We start from the raw sequence: 23,612 nt of genomic DNA, 5'->3' as shown, positions 1-23,612 counted from the left end.
GATGGTATGAACTATACAGTAGAAGAAGTAAGACAACCAGAAGACGTGAGAACGCTCGAAGAAACGGTCAACACGTTTGACGGAATCGACGTCAAAGTCGGCCATGAGGCGGTCGGACAGAACGACTACGCGGTTTACGCGGACGATTTGCTCGTCGGGTATTTGATGTTGTTCCCGTATCTCGAGAACGAATACGAAGTGAACGCGCTCGTCCATCCGGATTACCGGAAGCAAGGCGTGTTCAAGGCGCTCTTGGAGACGGCGAAACGCGACGCGAAAGCGAACGGCTGCGAGGCGTTCACGTTCGTCATCGACCGGAAGTCGAAGTCCGGCAAGGCGGTCGTCGACCACCTTGGTGCGGCGTATCGGTTCTCCGAGTACAACCTCGTCTTGAAGAAGGCGGAACTGTTCTTGAAGCCGAACGAGGTGTCGCTCCGCGAGGCGACGGACGCCGACCGTCCGCTCATCATCGAGACGCTATCTGAGGCGTTCGGTGATCCTGTGGACGTGACGGAGAACATTTATAGCCAAATCGACACGCCGGACCGCGTGACGTATATCGGCGAGGTCGAAGGTCGTCCGGTCGGCGTCATTCGCGCGCTCCTCTCAGGCGACGACGCGGGAAGCATCCACGCGTTCGGTGTCCGGGCGAGCGAGCAAGGCAAAGGCTACGGCTCGAAGATGTTGAAGCAGATGGTCCAGCAACTGTTCCGCATGGGCCGGACGAAGCTCGAACTCGACGTCGAGACGGAGAATAAGGCCGCGCTCGAGATTTACAAGCGGGCCGGTTTCGCGGAAAATGGCGGATATGAGTTTTACCTATTAGAACTGTGAGGTGACAGCATGGTCAGAAATTTGAAATGGCTCGGGGCGGCGTTTGAGGCGTTCCTCGGGATCCCGATCCTCGGCGGTCTGTTCATCATCAGCATGGGCTACTCGCCGCTCGGATTCATGCTCGCGTTCCACATCGTCGTGCTCGTCTTGTCGCTCACCCGGCTGAACCGATTGTCGTTCGGTCCGATTGTCGGCATCACGGCGTCAGTGCTCGGCTTTATCCCGATCGTCGGAATGATGCTCCACTGGGCGGCGGCGCTCGCGCTCACGATCGATGCGCTCACGACGACGCGTGAACGGTCGCGTGTGACAAAAGACACCGACCCGTTTTAAACGGACGCTCTCCATGTGGAGGGCGTTTTTTTATTGACCAAACGTTCAACTGAAAACGCTATACAAAAGCTTCCAACGAGACGATATAGAAGGTGATGAATTACACAGAGGAGGAACTCATAGTGAAGATTTTCAAAAACTTTACGACCCAGCTGCTCGCGTGGATTTTGGTCACATCCATCGTGACGGGTGGTTCGGTCGGGTACATCACGCTTCTATTGCTTACGGAGCTCGAGATGGAAAAAGGTCAGGTCATGCTCGTCGGGACGGCCGTGTCGCTTCTCATTTCAATTATCGGCAGTATCGTCATCTACTTGATCGCGCGCCGTCCGCTCAAAGCGATCGAGTCGGCGTCGGACAAGGCGGTCCAGGTCGGTAACGGCGACTTGACGGTCGAGTTCGCGAACGAGAAGACGAACGACCGCTCGGAGATGGGGCGTTTGCTCCTGTCGATGGACAACATGGTCGGACACTTGCGGGAGCAAGGCACGAACATGCGCTATACGGCCGACCAATTGACGGGTTCGGCGCAAGAGATTGCCGCGGCCGTCCAAGAAGGCAACGTCGCCGGCGAGAACATCCGCCAAGCGATGGACGCATTGAACAAGATGCTCGAAGACAACGTCAACGCGACGTACAGCTCGATGGACTTGCTCGGGGCCGTCGCCCGGACGATGGAGAACATCCGTCAAGAGATGGGCTCGGCTTTGAATGCGGCGAGTGAGATGCAACAAGAGGCCGAGAGCGGGAAAGGGCTCGCCTCGTCATCGGTCGATGCGATGCATGCGATCGCCGGCAAGGTCGAGCAGTCGTCGACGCTCAACAGCAAGTTGACAGAAATGACAGGTGAGATTTCACGGATCACGGATGTCATCAGTGACATCTCGGCACAGACGAACCTGTTGGCGTTGAACGCGTCGATCGAAGCGGCCCGGGCCGGGGAACACGGGCGCGGCTTCGCGGTCGTCGCGGCCGAAGTCAAGAAGCTCGCCGAACAGACGGCGAACTCGACGCAAGAGATCACGGATTTGATTGTCGACGTCAAACGTCTCGTCGGCGACACGTCGTCATCGATGGCGAACGTGAAAGCAGAAGTCGAGACGGGCGTCGGCCTCGTCGAGAAGGCGGGCGGTGCGTTCGCGACGATCCACAACTCGGCGAACGAAGTGTATAGCCACGTCCATTCGGTCGATGCGCTCTTAGACGAGTCACGTGGTCAAATTGATTCGGTTGTCACGAACTCGGCTGGTATCGTCGGCATGGTCGAAGAGGCGTCACGTTACGCCACGGAAGTCACGTCGGCGGCGAGCCAACAGGCAGCGAGTCTCGGGGAAGTGAACGGCGCGATGACGGAGCTTGTGCGTGTCGCGGAAAGTTTGCAGAATGAGACGGAGCAAGTGAAAGTGGAAGCATGAGTTTGAAAGCGTATGCGAAAGCATGCGCTTTTTTGCTACACTGACAACGGAGGGATGTCTCGTGAAAATTGATGTAGAAACAGTTTTGGCTTTACCCGCCTACACCGGAGCGACGATCATCGCCGGACACGGCGGGATGCATCGGCTCGTGAACAACGTCTCGTTCATGGAAGTGCCCGATATTTTACCTTATGTGTCTCAAGGGAACTTGCTCTTGACGACGTTTTATCCGATTGCCGGGAATGAAGAAGCGATGCGAGAGCTCGTGCCGCGTCTCGCTGAAAAAGGATTGGCCGGTCTCGCGGTCAAGCTCGGCCGTTACGTCACGGCGCTTCCGGATGTGATGATCGATGCCGCGAACCGTCACGATTTCCCACTCATCACGCTATCGGAAGATGCGAACCTGTCTGAACTGAGCAACGCGGTACTTGAAGTGCTCCTCGAAAAGCAAAACTCGATCCTCAAGTTCAGGGACGAGATCCATCAACAGTTGATGCGTCTGTTGTTGAACGGGGCACATATGAACACGTTCGTCACCGTGTTGTCCGGTATGATTCAAATGCCGGTCTTCCTATTCTCTGGTCGGGGCGAGCTGCTCGCCCAATCGATCTCAGACGAACCGTTCGAGCGAGATGGGAAGACGTACACGCTAGGGGAACGTGTTTTCAAGGAGGACGAGGTCATCGCCCAACCGATCCGGGTCGGGGAGGAAGCGCTCGGGGAACTGATCGCGCTCGACGTGGCCGGGAAACGGACTTCGACGATCCATATCGCGATGGAGCAGGCCTCGATTTTACTCGCCCTCGATTTTCAACGGGAACGCGCCATCCTTGAGCAAGAGCGAAACTACTTGGATGCGTTCATCCGTGACATCTTGAACGGGCGTTTCCGAAGTGAGGAGGAGGTCGTCAGACGGGCGCATTCGTTCAACTGGAACTTGTCGCTCCCGCTCGGCATGGTGGCGGTCGAACAAAAGGTTCGGACGATGCCGGAGAGTGAGACGATCGAACAGTTCGAACGCTGGCTGTCCGGCCGTTTCTCAGACCGTGAACTGACACATAAAGTCATCTATTATGAAGACAGTCTCATCTGTTTCGTCAGTGAACCGAAAGCGACGACGCTCCTCGACATCGGCACGTATGTGCATGAACGATCGGCGGGCGAAGGACGCGACGTCATCATCGCCTGTTCGTCCCGTGTCGAGCGGTTGCGCGATTTGGCCGCTGAATACGAGCGGTTGCGTCAGACGCTCCGGATCATGCGCACGATCGAACTCGATCCGGTCCAAAGTGTGGACGGACTCGGTTTGTACGCACTGTTGTTCGAACTTGACGATTCATCGCTCCGTCAATTCGTCGAGCGACGGATTGGCCGTCTCGTCGGGGAAGAAGAATTGCTGCGGACGCTCGCAACACTCATCCGTTGCCAGATGAACGTCCAAAAAGCGTCACAACAGCTGTTCATTCATTACAATACGCTGCGTTACCGGATCGAGCGGTTGAAGGCGCTCGGATTTGATTTGACGGACGGGGAAAAGATGGGCGAATATTACATCGCCTCTCAGGCGCTGCACGTGTTGAATAGTCGTATCGAAGACGAGCGTTTGTCCGAATTGTGACAATGGCTCGTCTTTTTGCGTGTCCAAATGGTGACGAATAAACCGACCTTCACATAATAAAGCGCATGGTTGAGCCATTTTAAATCATAACTATCAAAACATGACAAAATGAAAGCGCTTCATTCATATTTTATTGACAATGATTGATAAAAGCGTCGGTGGTACGTTATGGGTGTACCAAGAATTCGCGAATTTGCAGTCATCATAAGAAATGAGGTCACGCCTATGGACTCACCATTTCGAATCAAGTATTGGACGAGAGGGGATGTGGACGGGTACTTCGGACTTTTCACGAACAACTTAACGAATTTACTTGTCATGGCGGGATTGCTTCACCTCGCCATCGGCTTGCCGGTCACGCTCGTGTACGGCAAAATCTTACCGGCCGTCGGCTTGTCGATTTTCGTCAGCAGCCTGTTCTACACGTACATGGCGATCCGACTGTCGAAAGCGGAACAGAGGACGGACGTCACGGCGCTCCCGACCGGGGTGAGCGTCCCGCACATGTTTCTCATCGTCTTCTTGATCATGGGTCCCGTTTATTGGAAGACAGAAGATCCATATCTCGCTTGGACGACCGGGCTCGTCTGGTGTTTTGTCAACGGATTGATCGCGATGAGCGGGTCGCTCATCGGCCCGAAAATTAGGGAATGGCTCCCGCGCCCGGCGATGCTCGGCACGCTCACCGGTGTGTCGCTCACGTTCATCGCGATGGCCCCGGCGATGGACACATGGGACGTCCCGTATATCGGCCTCGTCTCCTTGAGCATCATCCTTCTCGGCTGGTTCGGGAAAGTGAACATGCCGTTCCGCCTCCCGGTCGGCCTCGTCGCCATCCTCGCCGGCACACTTATCGGCTGGGTGAGCGGGGCGATGGACGTCCGTGAAGTGAGCCAGTCGTTCGCCGCGATCGACTTGTCGGTCCCGACGTTCTCGGTCACGCGTCTCATCGACGGTTGGGCGGTCGCCTTACCGTTCCTCGCCTCGGCCGTGCCGCTCGGTATTTATAACTTCATGGAGACAATCGACAACTTGGAGAGCGCGGAAGTGGCGGGGGACAAATACCCGACACGCCAGGCGCTCGTCTTCGATGCCACGTCGACGCTCGTCGCGAGCTCGTTCGGCAGCCCGTTCCCGATTGCCGTCTACATCGGTCACGCCGGCTGGAAAGAGGCGGGCGCGCGGATCGGCTACTCCTGGATGACCGGGGTGACGATGCTCGTCTTGACATGGTTCGGTGTCGTCTCGGTCTTATACGCCATCATCCCGGTCGTCGCGATTTTACCGATCCTCATCTATATCGGTCTCGTCATCGGCGCCCAGGCGTTCCAAGAGACGAACCCACGTTACGCCCCGGCCGTCATCTTGGCCATCATCCCGTGGGTCGCGAACTGGGGGCACAATATTGTGAACACGTCGCTGAACGCCGCTGGCACGGATGCGGCGACGGTCGGCTACGCGAGCATTCTCGCCGCGGGCCTCAACTATGAAGGGATGTCCGTCCTCGGCGCGGGTGCAATCATCGTCAGCGTCCTTTGGGCGAGCATACTCGTCTTCATCATCGACCGGGCCTTCAACAAGGCGGCGCTCGCGAGCCTGATCGCGGCGACACTCGCTTTCTTCGGCATCATCCATGCGGAGACGGTCGGCATCGCGGTCAATGCCCCGATGGCGTTCAGTTACGTCATTATCGGTCTACTGTTTTATATTGTCAGCAAAAATAAATCAAACGATCAATTAGGAGGAATCACCCATGAACACGACAACCGAAATGACCATGCAAGCTAAACCGTACGAATTCACGTTCCGTCCGGAGTCGACGGCGCTCGTCTTGATCGACATGCAGCGCGACTTCTGCGCACCGGGCGGCTTCGGTGAAAAACTCGGGAACGATATCACGCTCACCCGTTCAATCATCCCGCAAACACAGCGCGTCCTAGAAGCGGCCCGTGCCGCCGGGATGACGGTCATCCATACGCGGGAAGGGCACGTGCCGGACTTGTCGGATTGCCCGCCGAGCAAGTTGAACCGTGGCAAGAAACAAGGCGCCGGCATCGGCGATGAAGGACCGATGGGACGCATCCTCGTCCGCGGTGAGTACGGCCATGACATCGTCGACGAGTTGAAACCGCTCGACGGGGAGACGATCATCGACAAGCCGGGGAAAGGCGCGTTCTACAACACCGAGCTCGATGACGTGTTGAAACGAGCAGGCATCACGCACCTGCTCGTCGGCGGCGTGACGACGCACGTCTGTGTACAGACGACGATCCGTGAGGCGAACGACCGTGGATACGACTGTCTCTTGCTCGAAGACTGCTCGGCGGCGTTCGACCCGAAAGACCATGAAGACTCGATTCGCATGATCCATCAACAAGGAGGCATCTTCGGCTGGACGGCACCGTCTAGTGAGTTCTTGAACGCGATTGGAGGAGAAGACCATGAATGACCGACACGCCACCCCATGGTTCGTCAAAGGGGACTTGAACGGGTTCTTCGGCTTATTCAGTAACGTGCTCACAAACTTGTTGGCGGCGATTGGACTTCTCGTCTTCGCCATCAACATGCCGGGAGACATCGTCTACGGGAAGATCGTCCCGGCGACGGCGATCGCGGTCGGGCTCGGCGGGATCATCCTCGCCATCCAGGCGCGGCGTCTGTCGCAGCGCGAAGGTCGCGACAACGTCACGGCGATGCCATACGGGATTAGCGTCCCGCATTACTTCGTCGTCGCGTTCGCGGTCATGCTGCCGGTCTACGTCCAGACGAACGACTGGATGATCGCCTGGGCGGTCGGTGTCGCCTGGAACATCGTCCAAGGTCTCATCATGACGATTGGGGCGTTCATCGGCCCGTTCATCCAAAAATATATTCCACGTTCGGCGATGCTCGCCTCGCTCGCCGGGATCGCGCTCACGTATATTGCGATGAACCCGCTCGGACAAGTGTATACGACACCGTACATCGGGCTGCTCACGCTCGTCATCGTCCTCGCCGGTTGGCTCGCCCATAAGCGCTTACCGGGAAACATGCCGGCCGGCCTCATGGCGATCGCGGTCGGGATGGTGCTCGCCTGGGCGACGGGCTACATGGACTTCAACGAAGTGCGCACGGCCGCGGCCGGCTTCTCGCTCGCGTTCCCGTCAATCTTCGGGCTCGACTTGCTCGCGGAAGGGTTCGCGCTTCTGGCACCGTTCTTGCCGGCGGCGATTCCGCTCGCCATCTATGACTTTTTGGAAAGTCTCGACAATATCGAAAGTGCGGCGGCGGACGGGGACCATTACCCGACGACGCTCACGATGCTCGTCCCGGCTCTTCTTACGCTCGTCGGTGCTTTCTTCGGTAGCGTCTATCCGATGATCATCTACATCGGCCACCCGGGCTGGAAAAAAGCCGGGGCGCGCGTCGGCTACTCGCTCGCGACCGGGGTCGGGGTCATCTTCCTCGCCTTCCTCGGCTTGCTCCCGCTTGTCTTGTCGGTCATCCCGCTCGTCGCTTTGCTTCCGATCCTCGTCTACATCGCGATGGTCATCGGGGCACAGGCGTTCGGGGAGACGGAGAAACGGCATATCCCGGCGCTCATCATCGCGCTCATGCCGTTCGTCGCAAGCTATATCATCACGCAAGTGAACAACGCCCTCGGTGCGATCGGGACGTCGGCACAAGAAGTCGGCTACGCGACGCTCGCCGCGAACGGGATCCCGTATCTCGGTTGGCAGACGCTCGGCGCGGCGGACATTCTCGTCTCGATGCTCTTGGCGACGATCGTCATTTATATCATCGATAAACAATTCCGGCTCGCCGCGATTTACGCCGGGATCGCCGCACTGCTCTCCTTCTTCGGCATCATCCATAGCGCGGAGATCGGAATCGGTGTCGGGCTAGACGTCGCCATCGGCTACGTCGTCGCCGCGACCGGCTTGATTGCGCTCGGCCTGTACCGGGCGAAAGAAGACGTCGTGACGGAACGAGAGAAGGTGTCATAATGTTTCGGCTCGAGGGAGTACGGCGGGATGCGACGCTAGACGTCGGCTTGTTGAACGGACAGATCGGTTACGTGCATAGCGTCTTTCAAAACGTCCTGAACATCGAGTTGATCGAACAGGACCGTCTGATCGCCGTCTCCACGCCCCGGCGTCCGCTCGCTCCCGACATGGTTCAACTGAAGGAGGCGCTCGACTTTCGGTCGGTCGCCCCGGATATCGGGACGCGCGTCGTCATCGGGGAAGGGTTCACGTTTGAGAACGGGTTGACGGTGTCGCTTGACGCGGCACCGGTCGACCTCCACGTCAAGGCGCGCGTCATCGACGCCGCCGCGGTCGAGGCGCTGTACACGTTTCTCGTCGCATACGGGAAAGAAGGCGGGATGCTTCGGCCTTACCGGAAACGAATCGAAGCGGTGAGTATCGGCCGTTGGAACACGGAGGAACGCTTCATCGACCAAGTGATGAAAGAAGGGGAGCTGACCCGATTGATCGGTCTCGGCCCCGGACTGACGCCAGCCGGCGACGATTATGTGACCGGCCGTCTGCTCGCTGCTCATCTGCTCGGTCGTCCGCTCGACGTGCCGCTCGACGTGATCCGGCTCAGCCGCGACAAGACGACACGTGTCAGTTACCATATGCTCCGCCATGCGTACCACGGGCGGACGAACGAGGCCGTGCTCGACTTGTTTCACACGTTGACCGATCTCGATGCGCTGAAACGCGTGCTCGCCATCGGCTCGACATCAGGCACAGATTTTTTAGTCGGCGTTCACGCCGGCATTATCGCACAAAGGAGTGGGAATCGTGATTCATCAAACGATCGTGAAGAAGAAGACGTATCATGACTCGGTGACGCTCATGTCGCTCGCCGGGAAGTTGAAGAAACAAGACGGGGTCGATGAGGTCATCGTCTCGATGGCGACCCCGATGAATAAAGAGCTACTCGAGAACGTCGGGCTCATGACGGACGAGGCGCGTGAGGCGTCTGATGCCGACCTGTTGATCGCCTGCCGTGCCGAGGAGTCGGTGCTACCGCAAGTCTTAGAAGAAGTCGAGGCCGCGCTCGGTGCGAAGAAAGAAGGAGGGAAGCGAGGCGAGAAGACGAGCGTGACGACGTTTGGCGCCGCGCGTGAGATGAGCCCGGAGGCGAACCTCGCTGTCATCTCGGTGCCGGGTGAGTTCGCGGCCCGTGAGGCGCGCCGGGCGCTTGAACATGGTCTCCACGTCATGCTGTTCAGTGACAACGTCTCGGTCGAGGACGAACGTGCCTTGAAGACGTACGCCGCCGAGAACGGACTGTTCGTCATGGGACCGGACTGCGGCACGGCGATGATCAACGGGACCGGCCTCTGTTTCGCCAACGACGTGTGCCAGGGCGGCATCGGCATGGTCGCCGCTTCCGGGACGGGCCTTCAAGAAGTGATGGTCCAAGTCGACCGGCTCGGCTATGGCGTCTCCCAAGCGATCGGGACGGGAGGACGCGACTTGTCGAGTGACATCGGTGGCATCATGATGCGCCAAGGCATCGACGCGTTGCTCGCGGACGAGGCGACGGACGTGCTCGTCCTCATCTCGAAACCGCCGGCCAAAGAAGTCGAACAGTTGATTTTAGAACGTGTGACGCGTGCCGACAAACCGGTCGTCCTCTGTCTCCTTGATGGGAAAGTGCCTGATGACTTGCCGCCACACGTGACGTTCACGACGACGTTGTTTGAAGCGGCGCTCGCCGCGGTCCGGACGTATGAGCCGAACTTGAACGTCGAACTCGTCTCGGACGAGGCGAAGACGTGGAGCAACATCGTGCACCGGACGCAAGGGACGGAGCGGTTCATCCGCGGCTTGTTCTGCGGGGGCACGCTCACGGCCGAGGCGCTGTCGATTTTACGAGGACGGGTCAATCCGCTCACGAGCAACGTCGCCAAACGCACAGAAGAGAAAATGACCGACGTCTTCACGAGCACGGGCCATACGCTCGTCGACCTCGGCGACGACGCCTTCACGGTCGGCAAGCCGCATCCGATGATCGAGCCGGCGCTTCGCAACGAGCGGATCTTAAAAGAGGCGGCCGATCCGACGTGCGGCGTGCTCCTCCTCGACTTCGAACTCGGTTACGGTTCACATGACGACCCGGTCGGGGAATCGCTCGAGACGTTGAAGCAAGCGCAAGCGATCGCCAAACAGGAAGGACGTATCTTGCCGATCGTGACGTACATCTGCGGCACCGAGACCGATAAACAAGGTTACGCCGACCAGAAGCGTCGTCTCGAACAAATCGGGGCGTTCGTCGCCCGCAGCAATGCCGAGGCGGTCGAAATCGCCAGCACCATCGTCAAAAAAGGAGTGGAGATCCATGGCTAACTGGTTCAATTCAACGTTACACGCCATCAACATCGGCGCGTCGACGTTCTCAAAAGATATCGAACGGCAAGGGACGGACGTCGTCCAATACGAATGGTCGCCTCCAGCGGGCGGGGATATCGCCTTACTCGAGGCGCTCGACCGGTTGAACACGGATGAGACGAACGAGCGGAACGCGGAAGCCGTCGCGAAGATCAAGGCGGCCCACCCGATGCTCGTCGGCATCAACCACGCTCGCTACGAGATTCCGGGTATGCACGCCCACCTCATCTTGCACGCCGGTCCGCCGGTCGAATGGGTGGACATGTGCGGACCGATGCAAGGCGCCGTCATCGGGGCCATCCTCTATGAAGGGCTCGCGACGACGGAAACCGAGGCGCGCGAACTTGCGGCGTCGGGTGTGATCGAGTTCGCCCCGTGCCACGAGCATGACGCGGTCGGACCGATGGCCGGTGTCATCTCGCCGTCGATGCCGGTCCATATCATTGAGAACGTGTCGGACGGGAACCGGGCGTACTGCACGGTCAACGAAGGGCTCGGTAAAGTGCTCCGTTTCGGGGCGTTCTCAAGTGAAGTGCTCGAGCGCTTACGCTGGATCGAGAAAGTGTACATGCCGGCGCTTCAAAAAGCGCTCGACGTGTCAGGTCCGGTCGACTTGCGCACGTTGATCGCCCAGGCGCTCCATATGGGCGACGAATGCCATAACCGCAACAAGGCGGCGACGAGCCTGTTCCTTCGGGACATGATGCCGGCGTTCCTTGAGGCGGATCTCGACGAGGGCGTCCGGAAGCAGGCGCTCGCCTTCATCCAAAAGAATGAGCATTACTTCCTTAACTTGTCGATGCCGGCGGCGAAGGCGTCGCTTGACGCCGGGCACGGTGTGAAAGGCTCGACGATCGTCACGACGATGGCACGGAATGGCGTCGACTTCGGCATCCGGGTGAGCGGTCTCGACGGATGGTTCACGGCACCGGCGAACTTTGTGGAAGGCTTGTTGTTCCCTGGGTTCGAGCCGACAGACGCGGCACCGGACCTCGGGGACAGCGCCATCACTGAGACGCTCGGAATCGGAGGTTTCGCCATGGGCGGCGCACCGGCGATCGTGCAGTTCGTCGGGGGAGCGGTCGAGGACGCGCTCGACTATTCACGCTCGATGTACACGATCACAGAAGACGAGAACAACACGTACTCGATTCCGACGCTCGATTTCCGCGGTACGCCGCTCGGCATCGATATCCGTAAAGTGATCGAGACGGGTATCCTTCCGGTCATCAACACCGGGATGGCGCACCGCGAGGCCGGAATCGGTCAAGTCGGGGCAGGTATCGTCCATCCGCCGCTCGACTGTTTCACGAAAGCGTTAAAAGCGTATTCAGAGGAGGTCAGCCATGTCTAAGTTACTCATCGCCCTCGGCGGGAACGCCCTCGGCAACAGTCCGGCGGAACAGCTCGAGCTTGTCCACGAAGCGGCGCGCTCGATCGCTGATTTGATTGAGGCCGGACACGACGTCATTTTATCGCACGGGAACGGACCGCAAGTCGGCATGATCCATCAAGTGTTCGACGAGGCGGACGCGCAACCGGACGTCCCGATGGCGGAAGCCGTCGCGATGAGCCAAGGGTATATCGGCTATCATTTGCAGCAAGCGCTCCGCGAAGAGTTGGGACACCGTGGAATCAAGAGAGCGGTCGCGTCGGTCGTGACGCAGACGCTCGTCGCGAAAGAGGATCCGGCGTTCCGGCATCCGACGAAATCGATTGGTCAATTTTATACGAAAGATGAGGCCGGACGTTTCGAGAAGAAAGGGATGATGTTCATCGAGGACTCGGGGCGCGGGTATCGCCGCGTCATCCCTTCACCTGAACCGATCGAAATCATCGAAGTGGACGTGATCCGTTCGCTCGTGTCAGCAGGCCACGTCGTCATCGCCGGTGGCGGTGGCGGGATCCCGGTCGTCCGGGAAGACGGACGACTCGTCGGGGTCGATGCGGTCATCGACAAGGACCGGGCGAGTGAACTGCTCGCGCGTGAACTCGACGTCGACGTGTTGTTCATTTTGACGGCGGTCGACCAAGTCGCGATCGACTTCGGGAAACCGACACAGCGCGGGATTGCGATGTTGTCGGTGGACGAGGCACGAGAACATATTCAAGACGGTCAGTTCCCAGCCGGTAGCATGTTGCCGAAAGTCGAGTCGGCGCTCTCGTTCGTGACGTCACGGCCAGGGCGCGAGGCGGTCATCACATCGCTCGAGCGAGCGGGCGAGGCGATTGCAGGGAAAACCGGGACGAGGTTTGTGGAGGAAGTGGTGGTGAATTGAGACGTTTTGACTAAACTAACGAATTAATAAAGAGAACGAAAGAAAAGTGAGAATACTCTGGTAAAGGGACCGGAGCATTTTCACTTTTTTCTGTTAGATATTAACTCTAAGTTTTTTTGCAACAGTAGGACAAGCAAGTAATTCTTCACGTAAGGTGATACTTGCGAATTGATCTGCTTCTTTCTCGTAGCGTCTGTCTTCGTAGCGAGTAACTTGGCTTTCAGGAGATTTGATAAACTCGTACGTGAGCTCTCCGCTCAATAGCTGTAAGAAGTGCTTAAATTCATGAAGAAGAATAAATTTATAAAAGAGAATTTTTTCTTGTTCTGAGTTCTTATTTGGTTGATTTTTTAAGTCAAATGAATGAACTTTATTTTCATTATCACATTCTGCTCCAAAGCGATTCTCATAAATGAAGAATCTCATAACAAATGTATCCTCATTTTTGTCTAGTGTTGCGATGCTGCCCATTTCAGAAAAACTTTCCCGTGGATCGAAATAACTAATTTGCTTGAACTCTTTTTTTAGCATGAAGTTAGACCCTGATAGCTTAAAAAAATCTGAATAGGGATTCGGTGTAACTGACGATAGTAACGAATCATGTGCCTTTCTTACAATTTCTTCGATTGTCTTCATATAAATTCTCCTACTAATTTTATTTAGCACATCAGATAACTGATGCGTGCCTATACCAATACTATCTTATTAGGCAGTGTATTAAAAAAAGCGGTCTGTCCTCTGAAAACATGGTTCTGCTTCGATTCTCTGCCTTCTAGAGGGGGGGAAGGAGGGGTGATGGCGGTACAAGCAAATAGTTATTAATTTCTTCGATTTAATTAAAATGATATCTGTCTGATTATAAGCCTTAAATATTCGAGGTTCAGATTTTTGGTTTGATATTAAAGGATGAAACTAAATTTATAAATTATTAATAAATATAAATTGAAAAAAGGATTAAACATTCAGTAGACGACTCCGATATAGAGTATGGAAACGCTAAAACGTTCCAACTAGTACAAGGTGAGGGGCCGGCCTAAACCTTGTATGCTCGGACAAATGGATTTGGAAGAGCGGAAAAACTCAAACCTATGGAGGGAAATTACAATGATTATTAACAACAACTTAAACGCGATGAACGCACACCGCAACATGTCATTCAACACAGCACAAACTGGCAAAGCGATGGAGAAATTGTCTTCAGGTCTTCGCATCAACCGTGCGGGTGACGACGCTGCTGGTCTCGCAATCTCTGAAAAAATGCGCGGACAGATTCGCGGTTTGGATCAAGCTACTCGTAACGCACAAGACGGTATTTCAATGATTCAAACTGCTGAAGGTGCATTAAATGAAACTCATTCTATTCTTCAACGCATGCGTGAACTTGCAGTTCAAGCAGGTAACGATACAAATACGACAACTGACCGTGGAGAAATTCAAAAAGAAATTAACTCATTGACTTCTGAAATCAACCGCGTTGGTAATACGACTGAATTTAACAATCAAAAACTTCTTAATGCTACTTCTGGTGACATTGTAGCTGGAACACCAGCTGTTGGTGGCAGTCCGGCAACAACTTTAACTTCTGATGCACAAACAATGACAATTGCTGGCGCTACAGGTGGAGATGTTGTATTCAACGGTACTTACACTGGAACAACAGATGCGACTTTAACAGTGCGCTATAATCAAGGTGATGCCAAATTTGAGTACTCGACAGATGGAACTAACTTTAATGACGTCACAGGTACTCCTGTTAACGGAATCACGATTGACACGAGTGGCGTAACTACTGCAAGTGCGACAGGTGACGGTACTGTGACTGTAGCACTCACTGCTGCTGTAGCTCCGACAACGCCAGCAGGTGCATCAAGTTCTGAACTCAAGCTTCAAATTGGTGCGAATGAAAGCCAAACAATGACAGTATCGTTCACAGATATGCGTGCAGCTGCACTTGGTATCACTGGAACTGGAGCTGGTTTCTCTAGCGCAGCTAATGTTACAGACGGAACTGACAACTCAAACGTCGAGAACGCATTAGACGTTTCTAATGCTGAAAACGCTGGAAATGCTGTGACTGTACTTCAAGATGCAATCGAAAAGGTTTCAGCAGAACGTTCTAAATTAGGTGCTTCGCAAAACCGTCTTGAGCACACAATTAACAACTTAAGCACTTCTGGAGAAAACCTCCAAGCTGCAGAATCACGTATCCGTGACGTTGACATGGCGAAAGAGATGATGAACTTCACGAAAAACAACATTCTTAACCAAGCGGCACAAGCAATGCTCAGTCAAGCTAATCAGCAGCCGCAAGCGGTTCTTCAACTTCTTCGTTAAGATTTTTATTAAACTTTTTAATCAGTATACACAAGGTACTGAATGCATCATGAAACCCGTCTCTCGCTTATCGAGGGATGGGTCTTTTTATTAGAATGTATACATTGCTACCTCTTCCTTTAAATGATTCTTCTTAATATCTTGCCACTTATAAACGACCGACCAGTATGTTCGGTTTAACTCTGTTGCAATCTTCGCATCTGTCATCCCGTTTTCTTTCGCTTGAATGATGAACTGAATCTCGTCCTCTGTATAATCATTTTTTGCTTTTGACGCAATCACTTTCATATCTGGATGTTTGTCTCGTTCCATTTGTAGACGGTACTCCCAATCCAATTTCTTTCGCATCGATGGAAGGGCATAAGCGTAAGGTGAAAAATCATTTAAGAATCGTATCGCTTCTTCTGTCTTTTGGATTCGGAGTGTGTAGAAGTGTCCGTCAGATCGACGACTGAGTACGAAATGATGATTGAACGTCCGTGCGATAAAGTCACTTAACTGTTCTAGCTCTTCTGGATAGAAAGCTTGTAAGTACAAATAGATGTGTGGAGTGACGATGACTTGATTTAATTGAGAACGAGTCGACTTGGTGAGGGAAAGGCTCCCGTCATCCAAATAAAGCGCGAGCAAAAAGACAGGGTGCGTGCAGTCTTCTAATAAGTGAATCGGAATGTGCTTCTTGCGGTCGATGTAACATTGTTCCCAAAGCCAAGAAAAGAGTTCGTCTTTTTCAGAATACAGCTCAGCGCTCGTCCCTGTCTTTCGAATCTTGATTCCTTTAAAGATTCGTGGTGCCACGTTTAACTTCCATTCTCGATACTCCATTTGTTTGACCGAGAAGTGTTCCCGGTACTGAAGCCCTTTCTTTGGAATTAACTTCGCTTTCGTCCGTGCAATCGTTCCGTCTCCGAGTAACGTTCCTAACAATAAACTTTTCTCGAACACCGTCAAGTCATCCCATTTCATCTAACTCGCCCCTTTCAAGATATTCATTATTATTTTCCCGCTCTTAATAATGTATACTCTTTTGACCGATATAGAAAAAGAGAGGGGGTGGAGGTTTATGAATCGTGAACAGCTAATTCAATCATTAGAATCTGTAAGGACTCAGCAACACTTACTAGACATAAAGGAAGAAACGTTACAGACGATGCGCTCGATTGCGATTGAGGCGATTCACGCTGATGATGCTAGGCGAAAAGTTCTAGACCGTGCCTTCCAACAGTTAAAGCAACAATTAGTAGCAATCGAATTAAAGATTGTAGACTCTTTTCATTAATAACTGAAAGACAATTGCAGATAAGCCGATATAGTCCATGAGAACAACTAAAGAGGAGTAGACGCAAATGAACCCGACCATCTCTGAAGTCCGGCTTCACCTACCTTCTTCCGTCTTGCCGTATGAACAAACGAAAAACGTGTTCGTCGAAGCGAATCAAGCGAAACTCGCCGACGAAGGCATCGTCATCCTGCCGACGCCTCAACACGTCACAAAGTTAGAGGCGGCTGTCGAGAAGGCAAACTTGGTACTCGAACAACAACGTACCGGCTTGAAGTTCATGAAACATGAAAAACTGAACGACTACTATATTCAAATCGTGGATACGAACAATGAAGTCATCCGCGAAATCCCAAGCAAGAAGTCACTCGACTTTTTCGCCGCGTTCCTGGAGTTCAACCAACTGTTCGATGAACGCGTGTAAAGGAGGCCAACCATGACATCACCAATCCGATTCGGCGGACTCGCCAGTGGAATCGATACCGATACAATCATTAAGCAATTGATGCAAGTCGAGCGTGTCCCGGTCGACAAGCTCGAACAAAAGAAACAAGTGACCGAATGGAAACGTGATGCGTATCGCGAAATCAATCGCTCGCTCATGTCGCTCCGTAACAGCGCCGTCGACTTGATGTTCAGCCGGAATTTCTATGCGAAGACAGCAAGTTCGTCCGACGCCTCAAAAATCAGCGTGACGGCCGGGCCGTCTAGCGGGAACAGCGCACTCCGGATCGACTCGGTGACGCAACTCGCGACATCGGCGACGACAATTTTAAGTGCGACCGATAAGAACGGTGCTACATTGACAGGCGCAACAAAACTTTCGGATATGAATGGTTTTGTGGCAGGTCAAAAACGAGTCATCCAAGAGACGGCCGGAACGGAGATGACGTTGCCGAAAGATTTAGACTTCACGAATGTCACACTGAAAAACGCTGCCGGACAAACGCTTAATCCAACCGATTTTAGTTATGACGCGTCGACGGGAAAACTTACCGCAACGAATGTAGATGCTTACCCTGACGGTGTCATCCCAAAAGGTGTGTCGGCGGAGTTCCTATCCGGTACCGGTTTTGAAATTCAATATAAGTCGTCTACTACCGGCACGTACAAGAAAATTGAGCTCGGTGCGAATGCGACAGTGCAGGAACTCGTGTCGAAACTAAATGAGAAAGAAACGGGTTTATCCGCATTCTTCGAATCATCGACGGGGAAAATTTCACTCTCGACGAAAGACACAGGCACCACCGCGACGCTTGACCTTGATTCAGGCTTCAAGTCAGCCTTCGCGATAGGTGAGACGAACCCTGTCGGTCAAAACGCCAAATTCAAAGTGAACGGAATCGATGTAGAACGTGCGACAAACACCGTCACAATCGACAACATGACGCTCACGTTGAAGTCGACGTTCACCGAAACACAAGGAGCCGTGACGCTCTCTGCCGCGACCGACACCCAAAAAATCTTCGACAACATCAAAGGCTTCGTCGACAAGTATAATGAAACGATCGATTTGATGAACAAGAAGGTACGTGAAGAGCGCTTCCGCTCATTCGCACCGCTCACGAAAGCCCAGCGTGACGAACTGTCTGAAGACGAGATCAAGAAGTGGGAAGAGAAAGCGATGAGCGGGATGCTCAAAGGCGACACGATTTTACGTAGCGCCATGGACTCGCTTCGTGGCAAATGGTCAGGTACAACTTCAGCGACAAATGACGCTGACATGCGCCAACTGTTCCAAATCGGCCTCTCAACCGGCGCCGACTTCACAAACGGCGGAAAGATCGAGCTGAACGAAGAGAAGCTCAAAGCCGCCATCGAGAAAGACCCGGAGCAAGTGTATCAGCTGTTCACGAACGCGGAGAGTGGACTACTTCCACAAATCCGTGACGCGGCGGCCGCTTCCCGGTCAAACATCACCCGGATCGCCGGGGCGGACGGGGCCGGTGCCCCGACGTATTCGATGGGTCGCGAGATGACACAAATCGATACTCGCATCCAACGATTGAACGCACTGCTCGTCGATAAAGAGAACGCCTACTACCGTCGCTTCGCGGCGATGGAGACGGCAATGAATCAGGCGAACTCGCAAGCCGCCTCACTGCAACAGTTCTTGGGCGGCGGTATGTAAGAGGAGGAAATAAACATGGTAGCCAACCCATATGCAGCTTATCAAAACAACGCGGTCACGACCGCGAACCCGCAAGAACTGACGCTCATGTTGTATGACGGGGCGCTCAAGTTCACGCGCCTCGCCAAACTCGCCATCGAGCAAGGGAACCCAGACTTGAAGAACACGAACATCCAAAAAGCGCAGGCGATCTTCCAAGAGATGCGCTTGACGCTCAATAAAGACATCGCCATCTCGGCGAACCTTGACTCGCTGTACGAGTACATTTGGCGCCGTCTCTTGGACGCGAATGTGAAGAACGATACAGCCATCCTTGACGAGGTGCTCGACTTCACGACCGAACTCCGCGACACGTGGAAAGAAGCGATGAAACTCGCGAAACAAGCATGAGACCGATCGACGAGATTATCTTAAAGACGCAACGGCTGAAAGACTTGCTCGCGCAAGTACCGGAAGAGCCGACGTACGACACGTGGATGGACCAAATCCATGAACTTCTTGACGACCGTGAGCAACTGCTCGCCGCGCACGGACCGGATCTAAAAGCGGCCGACCAGACCGTCATCCGTCAGCTCGTCGACGACAGTCAAAAGATCGCCCGCTTGATCGAGGCCGAGCACCAGCGCCTCGGCATGACGCTCGGGACGGCCCGGCAAGAACGAAAAGCCGTCAAGACGTACGTCGACCCGTACGAGGACGTCGACTCGAACTTCTCGGGACTATTCGACCAACAGACATAAAACAGCTCGAAGGCGCGCCTTCGAGCTGTTTGCTGTTCACGGGGTCTTCGGTTGGCGTCGGACTCTAGAGACGAGGTGCGTCACGCCGAACAAGATGAGCCCGCTCACGTTGAAGTTCACGTATAAGCGACCGAAGTCTTGAACGGAGTCGACGGGGACGAGCCCAGACAGAAAGACTAGCGGTAAAATCGTCACATGCATGACGGCCCAGTGGATGAAAATCTGTTTCGGAAACGACCATCTTCTCACTTCGTAGATGACGCTCGTGACGCCGAGGAAGAAGCCGATGCCGCCGTATGTCAAAGTGAGGCGGACGCTTTCCGTGTCACCGGTCAATACGTTGTAAAGGGCGAGCACGCCTGACGCTGCCAACAGAAGCGTCCCGCGCTTTAAGCCTTTCTTGAATAAATCCATTGAACCCATCCTTCCGCTTATGTAGTGGTCTATTCTACGCAAACGACCGCTCAGAAGTTTCATCGATTTTCGAGACAGATGCAAACACGTCTGTTATCGGGTAAAATCGGGTAAATACCACTATACCCGTTGCTTCTTTTCTGGAATGAGGAGGGAAACGAGATGAGTGAGAAAAAAGTGAAACCCGAGTCAGCCAAGAAACGTCGTTACTTCGTCTACGGTCCAGAGGGAGCGTACGATGAATACGTGGAACGTGACCCGAAGCTCGAGGCGTACGTCGAGGATGACGCGCCGGTCGAGGACGGACCCGACCCGTATGAAGAAGAGGATTTGAAATCAAGAGGATAATATAGCCGAAGTCAAGGTCAGATTCATGACCTTGACTTTTATTTGTTCAGGGGACGCACCTTGAACTTTTTCTTACACCGGTCAGGCTAGACAATCCCGTATGCTCATCTTATCAACCACTACCCACACGAAAAGGAGAGATTTTTGATGAAGATGAAACGATACGGATTGGTGCTCGCGTTGCCTTTGGCACTACTTGTCGGATGCGGAGAAGCCGACGAACTGAAAACGACGGCGACCGACACGGAAGAAGTCGTGGCAGCAGAAACGGAACAACAGACGGCTGAACCGAAAGAAGAGGCGGACGTTCAAGAGAGTGAGCTCGGCTCAAACCAAATCTATATGAAGAACAAGGCGCTCGACGTCCACGAGACAATAGGTTCAATTCAGTTCGCCATCGATAAAGTTCAGACGTCACGACTGACGGTCGCAGAGGCGTATCGTGATCTATTCGACGGGAAAGAGGCGGTGACGGTCGTGGCGATGAACGTCATCGTCGAGAACACGATTGACGACACGGTCAGCTTCTACCCGAACCAGGCGACGCTCGTGACGAACACGGGCGAACAGGTGACGGCCGACCTCTGGCACTCCGACAACGTCGGTGGTGAGTTCCTCGGCAAAGTGAAGAAGGAAGGGAACGTGCTCTTCTTCGTTGCGGCGATGCCTGAGGAATTGACAGAAGTCCGTTTCATCGTCGACGGACCGTTCGACGCGAACTATGAGCAGATCGCCGAAGACCGCTACGAGTATAAAATCGACGTCACAAAATAAGAGTGAGGCGCATCCAGAAAGATGCGCCCATTTGATTTAAGACTTTAAAAATCATCCATATTTAGTAATCAAACGTGAATCCAATACGGGAAATCGGGAATAAGTTCTATATAACTTGGAAAAGTCTTGTGATATAGGAGGGGATTGGATTGAAAATGCACCATATAGTACTCATGTTTCCACTTATCCTTTTGGTCGGTTGCGGTGAAACCGAACCTTCTAATCAATCGACGGTTCCTGCCAATCAGACCGAGGTACCGACAGAAGAGGCTGAAAGTGCCACGGAAGAGAAAGCCGATGTAATAGAAGAGGATGAATTTGAAGTAGAGGAAGATGAGGTCGGACGCAGTCAAATCTATATGAAGAATCGAGAACTCGGTATTAGAGAGACAATGGGGTCGATTGTTTTTGAAATTGATAAGGTACAGACGGTCCGTTTAGAAGTGAGACCTGACTATCGCTTTTTATTTGATGATAAAGAGGAAGTGACCATCGTATCGTTCAACGTCATCGTTGAGAACACGACTGATGAGACAGTTACTTTCTATCCCGACCAAGCAAGACTCGTGACGAATACAGGCGAGCAGGTGGACGCAGATTTATTCATATCTGAAGATGTCGGTGGAGAATTTTTAGGGAAAGTGAAGAAAGAGGGCGGCGTATTGTTCTACGTCGACTCCATGCCTGAAGAATTGACAGAAGTGCGATTTATCGTGGAAGGACCTTATGATGAGCAGTTCCGGCAGATTGACGAAGACCGCTACGAGTATAAAATCGACGTCACAAAATAAGGAGAGTGCATCCACACGGATGCATTCTCCTTATCGCTGATGCGGCAACGGAATCGTCAACACGTTCCAGTTCTCCCCGGCGAATACTTTCGCGAGAAAGACGATCTGCCCGACGTGATAACTGTAGTGCGACACTTGCTTCTCGATCGCCCAGATGACCGTCTTCTCCTCACCGCGGATGAAGACGGTCTTGCCAAGGTCTTCCGGCGTGAGGCTCGCCAATACATCGTCCAACAGCTGCCAGCGCGCGTCCCACGTCGCCATGAGTTCCTCGCGGGACAACTGCTGGTCCTCGAATTCGGCGTCACGGTTCCGATCCGGTTTCTCACCGTCGGTCGTCAAGAAGTCGGTCCAACGCGACAACATATTGTTCGACATGTGCTGCACGATGACGGCGAGCGAGAGGGTGTCTTTTGCAAGCGCACGATGTAGATCCTCGTCGTTCACTTGGTTCAACGCGTCTTCGGCGAGTTGTTTCTGTTCCTGAAAAATCGAACGTACCGTTTCGATGTAGCGAGCTTCAAACATGAAATGACCTCCTTTGGATTCTCAATAAGCATACACCAATCTCAAAATGATAAAAAATAATAGTAAAATAGCGAAATCCAAATTATAATAAGCATGAACCGTGCAACACGCCACCGCGCGATCGGTTCTTAGGTGCCCTGTTTAGGTTTTAACGTGAGTCATGTCGCGTTTATCTCCTTTCGGTTTGGGGGTTCACCCGTGAAGAGAACCGACCGCGTTTGTCTGTGAGTGGATGAGCGCGGTTTTTTTGTATGCGAAAAGGGAGAGCTGCGGCTCTCCCTTTAGGCGTGTTCCAATCGAAAATCTTCCCAATGGTCCCGGGCCTGGTTCCGAATCCGCTCCGACACTTCCTTGCTGCCGAGGAGGATCCCGTACCAGCGCCGTGCTTCTTCGTAAAACCCGAGCGCGGCCGAAAGGTCCGCGATCCGCAGCATGAGCTGGTCATACGGGAGGCCGGTCCGGATTTGGTCGGTGTAGCCTTCCTGCACCTCATTATACTTGTCGAGCGTCCGCTTCATCCATTCGCGTTCCGCTTTCGCATCGTCCGTCAACCGGTACATCCAGACGAGGCGCATGCCGAGCATGGCGACGACGGACGGTTTCTGACCGCTCAACTGGGCCGTCATGACGGCGAACTTGTACAGCGTGATGACGTGACCGGGCGTCCGGTCACCGGCCAAGACGTCGGCGTTCACGCGCGGGAAGTACTCGGTCTCGAGCGCCTCGCGGTTGTTCTTCCGCACCTTGTCGAACGAGTCGTGGAAGACGAGGTGGCAGTGACTGCAGACGGCGGGCTCGTACAAGTACGGGTTCTCGCCGTCATACGTCGTGTAACCATCCTTCGCGACTTCTTGCGGCCGGATGTGACGCGACAAGACGCGCGGCGTCGTGCTCTCTTTCAAACAATACGGGCATTTCACTTTTTTCGAAAACAAATGTTCAGCCATAAGTCACCTCACACGTATACGTTGACGAGCAGTCCGCGAATCTCACCGACCTGGTCAAGCAGCGACAGGCGGGACGCCTCACCCGAGATGACCTGGTCCGTCAACGCGAGCAGCTTCTGGTCGACCTGTTCGACGATCTTATAGATCTTGGCCCGGCCGCGGCGGTTGAAGCCGCGCTTATCCTCGAGGCGGAGCGCCGCGTCAACGGCGTCTTTCATAAAGTCTTTGATCAGTTGTTTATATTCAGCGAGTGATTCGACCGTCTGGCTCTCGGCGAGGAGCTCGCCTTGTTCGTGGATGGCCGCGATTTGGCGCTGGAAGCGCTCGTGCTCACGGTCTTCCCGTTTCTGTCCGATGACGTTCGAGAACGAGACGCCGGGCTCGACGTCCGGTTTTTTTGCCTTGCCGGCGCCGAGGAGCGACTGCGTCTCCATGATGCGACGAATGTCCATAGAAATCCG

The 23,612-nt window shown here is 54.0% G+C and carries 26 protein-coding genes; 20 read left to right on the top strand and 6 right to left on the bottom strand.

Annotation, left to right across the window (positions count from 1 at the left end):
- The first annotated feature begins 6 nt into the window (after positions 1 to 6).
- The 11 genes from L971_RS04135 (at position 7) to arcC (ending at position 12,865) form a co-directional block, all read left to right on the top strand.
- A complete protein-coding gene (locus L971_RS04135) occupies positions 7 to 834 on the top strand; it encodes a GNAT family N-acetyltransferase (protein WP_047374450.1) in 828 nt (275 codons plus the stop codon).
- A 9-nt stretch (positions 835 to 843) separates the two neighbouring features.
- The gene (locus L971_RS04130; protein WP_047374448.1) at positions 844 to 1,167 is read left to right on the top strand and encodes a hypothetical protein; all 324 of its coding nucleotides are present in this window, start codon (positions 844 to 846) and stop codon (positions 1,165 to 1,167) included.
- Positions 1,168 to 1,289: 122 nt separating this feature from the next.
- Positions 1,290 to 2,582, top strand: coding sequence for a methyl-accepting chemotaxis protein (locus tag L971_RS04125; RefSeq protein WP_081977040.1), 1,293 nt, complete (start codon positions 1,290 to 1,292; stop codon positions 2,580 to 2,582).
- A 61-nt stretch (positions 2,583 to 2,643) separates the two neighbouring features.
- Positions 2,644 to 4,200 carry a PucR family transcriptional regulator gene (locus L971_RS04120; RefSeq protein WP_047374446.1) on the top strand — a complete coding sequence of 519 codons (1,557 nt, stop codon included), beginning with the start codon at positions 2,644 to 2,646 and terminating at the stop codon, positions 4,198 to 4,200.
- 225 nt (positions 4,201 to 4,425) lie between these two features.
- Entirely contained in the window at positions 4,426 to 5,988 is a 1,563-nt protein-coding gene (locus tag L971_RS04115; RefSeq protein WP_197053158.1) for a xanthine permease, read from the top strand.
- The gene (locus L971_RS04110; RefSeq protein WP_047374444.1) at positions 5,954 to 6,649 is read left to right on the top strand and encodes a cysteine hydrolase family protein; all 696 of its coding nucleotides are present in this window, start codon (positions 5,954 to 5,956) and stop codon (positions 6,647 to 6,649) included. The genes L971_RS04115 and L971_RS04110 overlap by 35 nt, the downstream gene beginning before the upstream one ends.
- The gene (locus L971_RS04105; protein WP_052200262.1) at positions 6,642 to 8,186 is read left to right on the top strand and encodes a xanthine permease; all 1,545 of its coding nucleotides are present in this window, start codon (positions 6,642 to 6,644) and stop codon (positions 8,184 to 8,186) included. The genes L971_RS04110 and L971_RS04105 overlap by 8 nt, the downstream gene beginning before the upstream one ends.
- Positions 8,186 to 9,031: a DUF2877 domain-containing protein gene (locus L971_RS04100; RefSeq protein ID WP_047374440.1), complete on the top strand. Its 846-nt coding sequence runs from the start codon at positions 8,186 to 8,188 to the stop codon at positions 9,029 to 9,031. The genes L971_RS04105 and L971_RS04100 overlap by 1 nt, the downstream gene beginning before the upstream one ends.
- Positions 8,991 to 10,544: an acyl-CoA synthetase FdrA gene (gene fdrA / locus L971_RS04095; protein WP_047374439.1), complete on the top strand. Its 1,554-nt coding sequence runs from the start codon at positions 8,991 to 8,993 to the stop codon at positions 10,542 to 10,544. Before L971_RS04100 ends, fdrA begins: the two co-directional genes overlap by 41 nt.
- Positions 10,537 to 11,940, top strand: a complete 1,404-nt coding sequence (locus L971_RS04090; protein ID WP_047374437.1) for a DUF1116 domain-containing protein — start codon at positions 10,537 to 10,539, stop codon at positions 11,938 to 11,940. The genes fdrA and L971_RS04090 overlap by 8 nt, the downstream gene beginning before the upstream one ends.
- Positions 11,933 to 12,865: a carbamate kinase gene (gene arcC, locus L971_RS04085; protein WP_047374435.1), complete on the top strand. Its 933-nt coding sequence runs from the start codon at positions 11,933 to 11,935 to the stop codon at positions 12,863 to 12,865. The genes L971_RS04090 and arcC overlap by 8 nt, the downstream gene beginning before the upstream one ends.
- 93 nt (positions 12,866 to 12,958) lie before the next feature.
- On the opposite strand, the gene L971_RS04080 is transcribed toward arcC, so the two are convergent.
- On the bottom strand, positions 12,959 to 13,501 hold the full coding sequence (locus L971_RS04080; protein WP_047374433.1) for a hypothetical protein: 543 nt from the start codon (positions 13,499 to 13,501) through the stop codon (positions 12,959 to 12,961).
- A gap of 468 nt (positions 13,502 to 13,969) precedes the next feature.
- Here L971_RS04080 and L971_RS04075 point away from each other — a divergent pair, with 468 nt between their 5' ends.
- Positions 13,970 to 15,199: a flagellin gene (locus L971_RS04075; protein ID WP_047374431.1), complete on the top strand. Its 1,230-nt coding sequence runs from the start codon at positions 13,970 to 13,972 to the stop codon at positions 15,197 to 15,199.
- Between the two features lie 90 nt (positions 15,200 to 15,289).
- Here the strand turns inward: L971_RS04075 and L971_RS04070 are convergent, their stop codons facing one another.
- Positions 15,290 to 16,165, bottom strand: coding sequence for a hypothetical protein (locus L971_RS04070; protein ID WP_047374427.1), 876 nt, complete (start codon positions 16,163 to 16,165; stop codon positions 15,290 to 15,292).
- A 97-nt stretch (positions 16,166 to 16,262) separates the two neighbouring features.
- On the opposite strand from L971_RS04070, the gene L971_RS04065 reads away from it, so the two are divergent.
- The 5 genes from L971_RS04065 to L971_RS04045 all read left to right on the top strand — a co-directional run bounded on the left by L971_RS04065 (position 16,263) and on the right by L971_RS04045 (position 19,349).
- Positions 16,263 to 16,478, top strand: coding sequence for a hypothetical protein (locus L971_RS04065; RefSeq protein ID WP_047374425.1), 216 nt, complete (start codon positions 16,263 to 16,265; stop codon positions 16,476 to 16,478).
- 67 nt (positions 16,479 to 16,545) lie between these two features.
- Positions 16,546 to 16,902 (top strand): flagellar protein FlaG, encoded by a 357-nt coding sequence (locus tag L971_RS04060; RefSeq protein WP_047374423.1) that lies wholly within the window; start codon positions 16,546 to 16,548, stop codon positions 16,900 to 16,902.
- Positions 16,903 to 16,914: 12 nt separating this feature from the next.
- The gene (gene fliD, locus L971_RS04055; protein ID WP_047374421.1) at positions 16,915 to 18,609 is read left to right on the top strand and encodes a flagellar filament capping protein FliD; all 1,695 of its coding nucleotides are present in this window, start codon (positions 16,915 to 16,917) and stop codon (positions 18,607 to 18,609) included.
- A gap of 15 nt (positions 18,610 to 18,624) precedes the next feature.
- Complete coding sequence (gene fliS, locus L971_RS04050; protein ID WP_047374420.1) at positions 18,625 to 18,999, top strand: flagellar export chaperone FliS; 375 nt, start codon at positions 18,625 to 18,627, stop codon at positions 18,997 to 18,999.
- A complete protein-coding gene (locus tag L971_RS04045; protein ID WP_047374419.1) occupies positions 18,996 to 19,349 on the top strand; it encodes a flagellar protein FliT in 354 nt (117 codons plus the stop codon). Before fliS ends, L971_RS04045 begins: the two co-directional genes overlap by 4 nt.
- Positions 19,350 to 19,385: 36 nt before the next feature.
- Here the strand turns inward: L971_RS04045 and L971_RS14790 are convergent, their stop codons facing one another.
- A complete protein-coding gene (locus L971_RS14790; protein WP_052200260.1) occupies positions 19,386 to 19,763 on the bottom strand; it encodes a DUF3021 family protein in 378 nt (125 codons plus the stop codon).
- Positions 19,764 to 19,925: 162 nt separating this feature from the next.
- Here L971_RS14790 and L971_RS04035 point away from each other — a divergent pair, with 162 nt between their 5' ends.
- The 3 genes from L971_RS04035 (at position 19,926) to L971_RS04025 (ending at position 21,676) form a co-directional block, all read left to right on the top strand.
- A complete protein-coding gene (locus L971_RS04035; RefSeq protein ID WP_029334567.1) occupies positions 19,926 to 20,111 on the top strand; it encodes a hypothetical protein in 186 nt (61 codons plus the stop codon).
- A gap of 147 nt (positions 20,112 to 20,258) precedes the next feature.
- Positions 20,259 to 20,885, top strand: coding sequence for a DUF4352 domain-containing protein (locus tag L971_RS04030; protein WP_047374417.1), 627 nt, complete (start codon positions 20,259 to 20,261; stop codon positions 20,883 to 20,885).
- Between the two features lie 155 nt (positions 20,886 to 21,040).
- A complete protein-coding gene (locus tag L971_RS04025) occupies positions 21,041 to 21,676 on the top strand; it encodes a hypothetical protein (RefSeq protein ID WP_156111489.1) in 636 nt (211 codons plus the stop codon).
- Positions 21,677 to 21,706: 30 nt separating this feature from the next.
- Here the strand turns inward: L971_RS04025 and L971_RS04020 are convergent, their stop codons facing one another.
- From L971_RS04020 to L971_RS04010, 3 genes are all read right to left on the bottom strand, one after another.
- A complete protein-coding gene (locus L971_RS04020) occupies positions 21,707 to 22,204 on the bottom strand; it encodes a DUF1572 family protein (RefSeq protein ID WP_047374413.1) in 498 nt (165 codons plus the stop codon).
- Between the two features lie 281 nt (positions 22,205 to 22,485).
- Positions 22,486 to 23,151, bottom strand: coding sequence for a DUF2225 domain-containing protein (locus L971_RS04015; RefSeq protein ID WP_047374411.1), 666 nt, complete (start codon positions 23,149 to 23,151; stop codon positions 22,486 to 22,488).
- 8 nt (positions 23,152 to 23,159) lie between these two features.
- The gene (locus L971_RS04010; protein WP_029334571.1) at positions 23,160 to 23,603 is read right to left on the bottom strand and encodes a YaaR family protein; all 444 of its coding nucleotides are present in this window, start codon (positions 23,601 to 23,603) and stop codon (positions 23,160 to 23,162) included.
- Positions 23,604 to 23,612 lie beyond the last annotated feature (9 nt).

It is taken from the genome of Exiguobacterium sp. ZOR0005, from assembly GCF_000798975.1.
Lineage (GTDB): Bacteria > Bacillota > Bacilli > Exiguobacteriales > Exiguobacteriaceae > Exiguobacterium > Exiguobacterium aurantiacum.
This window is presented reverse-complemented; position numbering and strand designations above follow the sequence as displayed.

Coding starts and splice junctions, on each gene's coding strand:
- L971_RS04135 (WP_047374450.1), top strand. CDS start 7: ATGAACTATACAGTAGAAGAAGTAAGACAACCAGAAGACGTGAGAACG.
- L971_RS04130 (WP_047374448.1), top strand. CDS start 844: ATGGTCAGAAATTTGAAATGGCTCGGGGCGGCGTTTGAGGCGTTCCTC.
- L971_RS04115 (WP_197053158.1), top strand. CDS start 4,426: ATGGACTCACCATTTCGAATCAAGTATTGGACGAGAGGGGATGTGGAC.
- L971_RS04110 (WP_047374444.1), top strand. CDS start 5,954: ATGAACACGACAACCGAAATGACCATGCAAGCTAAACCGTACGAATTC.
- L971_RS04105 (WP_052200262.1), top strand. CDS start 6,642: ATGAATGACCGACACGCCACCCCATGGTTCGTCAAAGGGGACTTGAAC.
- L971_RS04100 (WP_047374440.1), top strand. CDS start 8,186: ATGTTTCGGCTCGAGGGAGTACGGCGGGATGCGACGCTAGACGTCGGC.
- L971_RS04090 (WP_047374437.1), top strand. CDS start 10,537: ATGGCTAACTGGTTCAATTCAACGTTACACGCCATCAACATCGGCGCG.
- arcC (WP_047374435.1), top strand. CDS start 11,933: ATGTCTAAGTTACTCATCGCCCTCGGCGGGAACGCCCTCGGCAACAGT.
- L971_RS04080 (WP_047374433.1), bottom strand. CDS start 13,501: ATGAAGACAATCGAAGAAATTGTAAGAAAGGCACATGATTCGTTACTA.
- L971_RS04075 (WP_047374431.1), top strand. CDS start 13,970: ATGATTATTAACAACAACTTAAACGCGATGAACGCACACCGCAACATG.
- L971_RS04070 (WP_047374427.1), bottom strand. CDS start 16,165: ATGAAATGGGATGACTTGACGGTGTTCGAGAAAAGTTTATTGTTAGGA.
- L971_RS04065 (WP_047374425.1), top strand. CDS start 16,263: ATGAATCGTGAACAGCTAATTCAATCATTAGAATCTGTAAGGACTCAG.
- L971_RS04060 (WP_047374423.1), top strand. CDS start 16,546: ATGAACCCGACCATCTCTGAAGTCCGGCTTCACCTACCTTCTTCCGTC.
- fliD (WP_047374421.1), top strand. CDS start 16,915: ATGACATCACCAATCCGATTCGGCGGACTCGCCAGTGGAATCGATACC.
- fliS (WP_047374420.1), top strand. CDS start 18,625: ATGGTAGCCAACCCATATGCAGCTTATCAAAACAACGCGGTCACGACC.
- L971_RS04045 (WP_047374419.1), top strand. CDS start 18,996: ATGAGACCGATCGACGAGATTATCTTAAAGACGCAACGGCTGAAAGAC.
- L971_RS14790 (WP_052200260.1), bottom strand. CDS start 19,763: ATGGATTTATTCAAGAAAGGCTTAAAGCGCGGGACGCTTCTGTTGGCA.
- L971_RS04035 (WP_029334567.1), top strand. CDS start 19,926: ATGAGTGAGAAAAAAGTGAAACCCGAGTCAGCCAAGAAACGTCGTTAC.
- L971_RS04030 (WP_047374417.1), top strand. CDS start 20,259: ATGAAGATGAAACGATACGGATTGGTGCTCGCGTTGCCTTTGGCACTA.
- L971_RS04025 (WP_156111489.1), top strand. CDS start 21,041: ATGCACCATATAGTACTCATGTTTCCACTTATCCTTTTGGTCGGTTGC.
- L971_RS04020 (WP_047374413.1), bottom strand. CDS start 22,204: ATGTTTGAAGCTCGCTACATCGAAACGGTACGTTCGATTTTTCAGGAA.
- L971_RS04015 (WP_047374411.1), bottom strand. CDS start 23,151: ATGGCTGAACATTTGTTTTCGAAAAAAGTGAAATGCCCGTATTGTTTG.
- L971_RS04010 (WP_029334571.1), bottom strand. CDS start 23,603: ATGGACATTCGTCGCATCATGGAGACGCAGTCGCTCCTCGGCGCCGGC.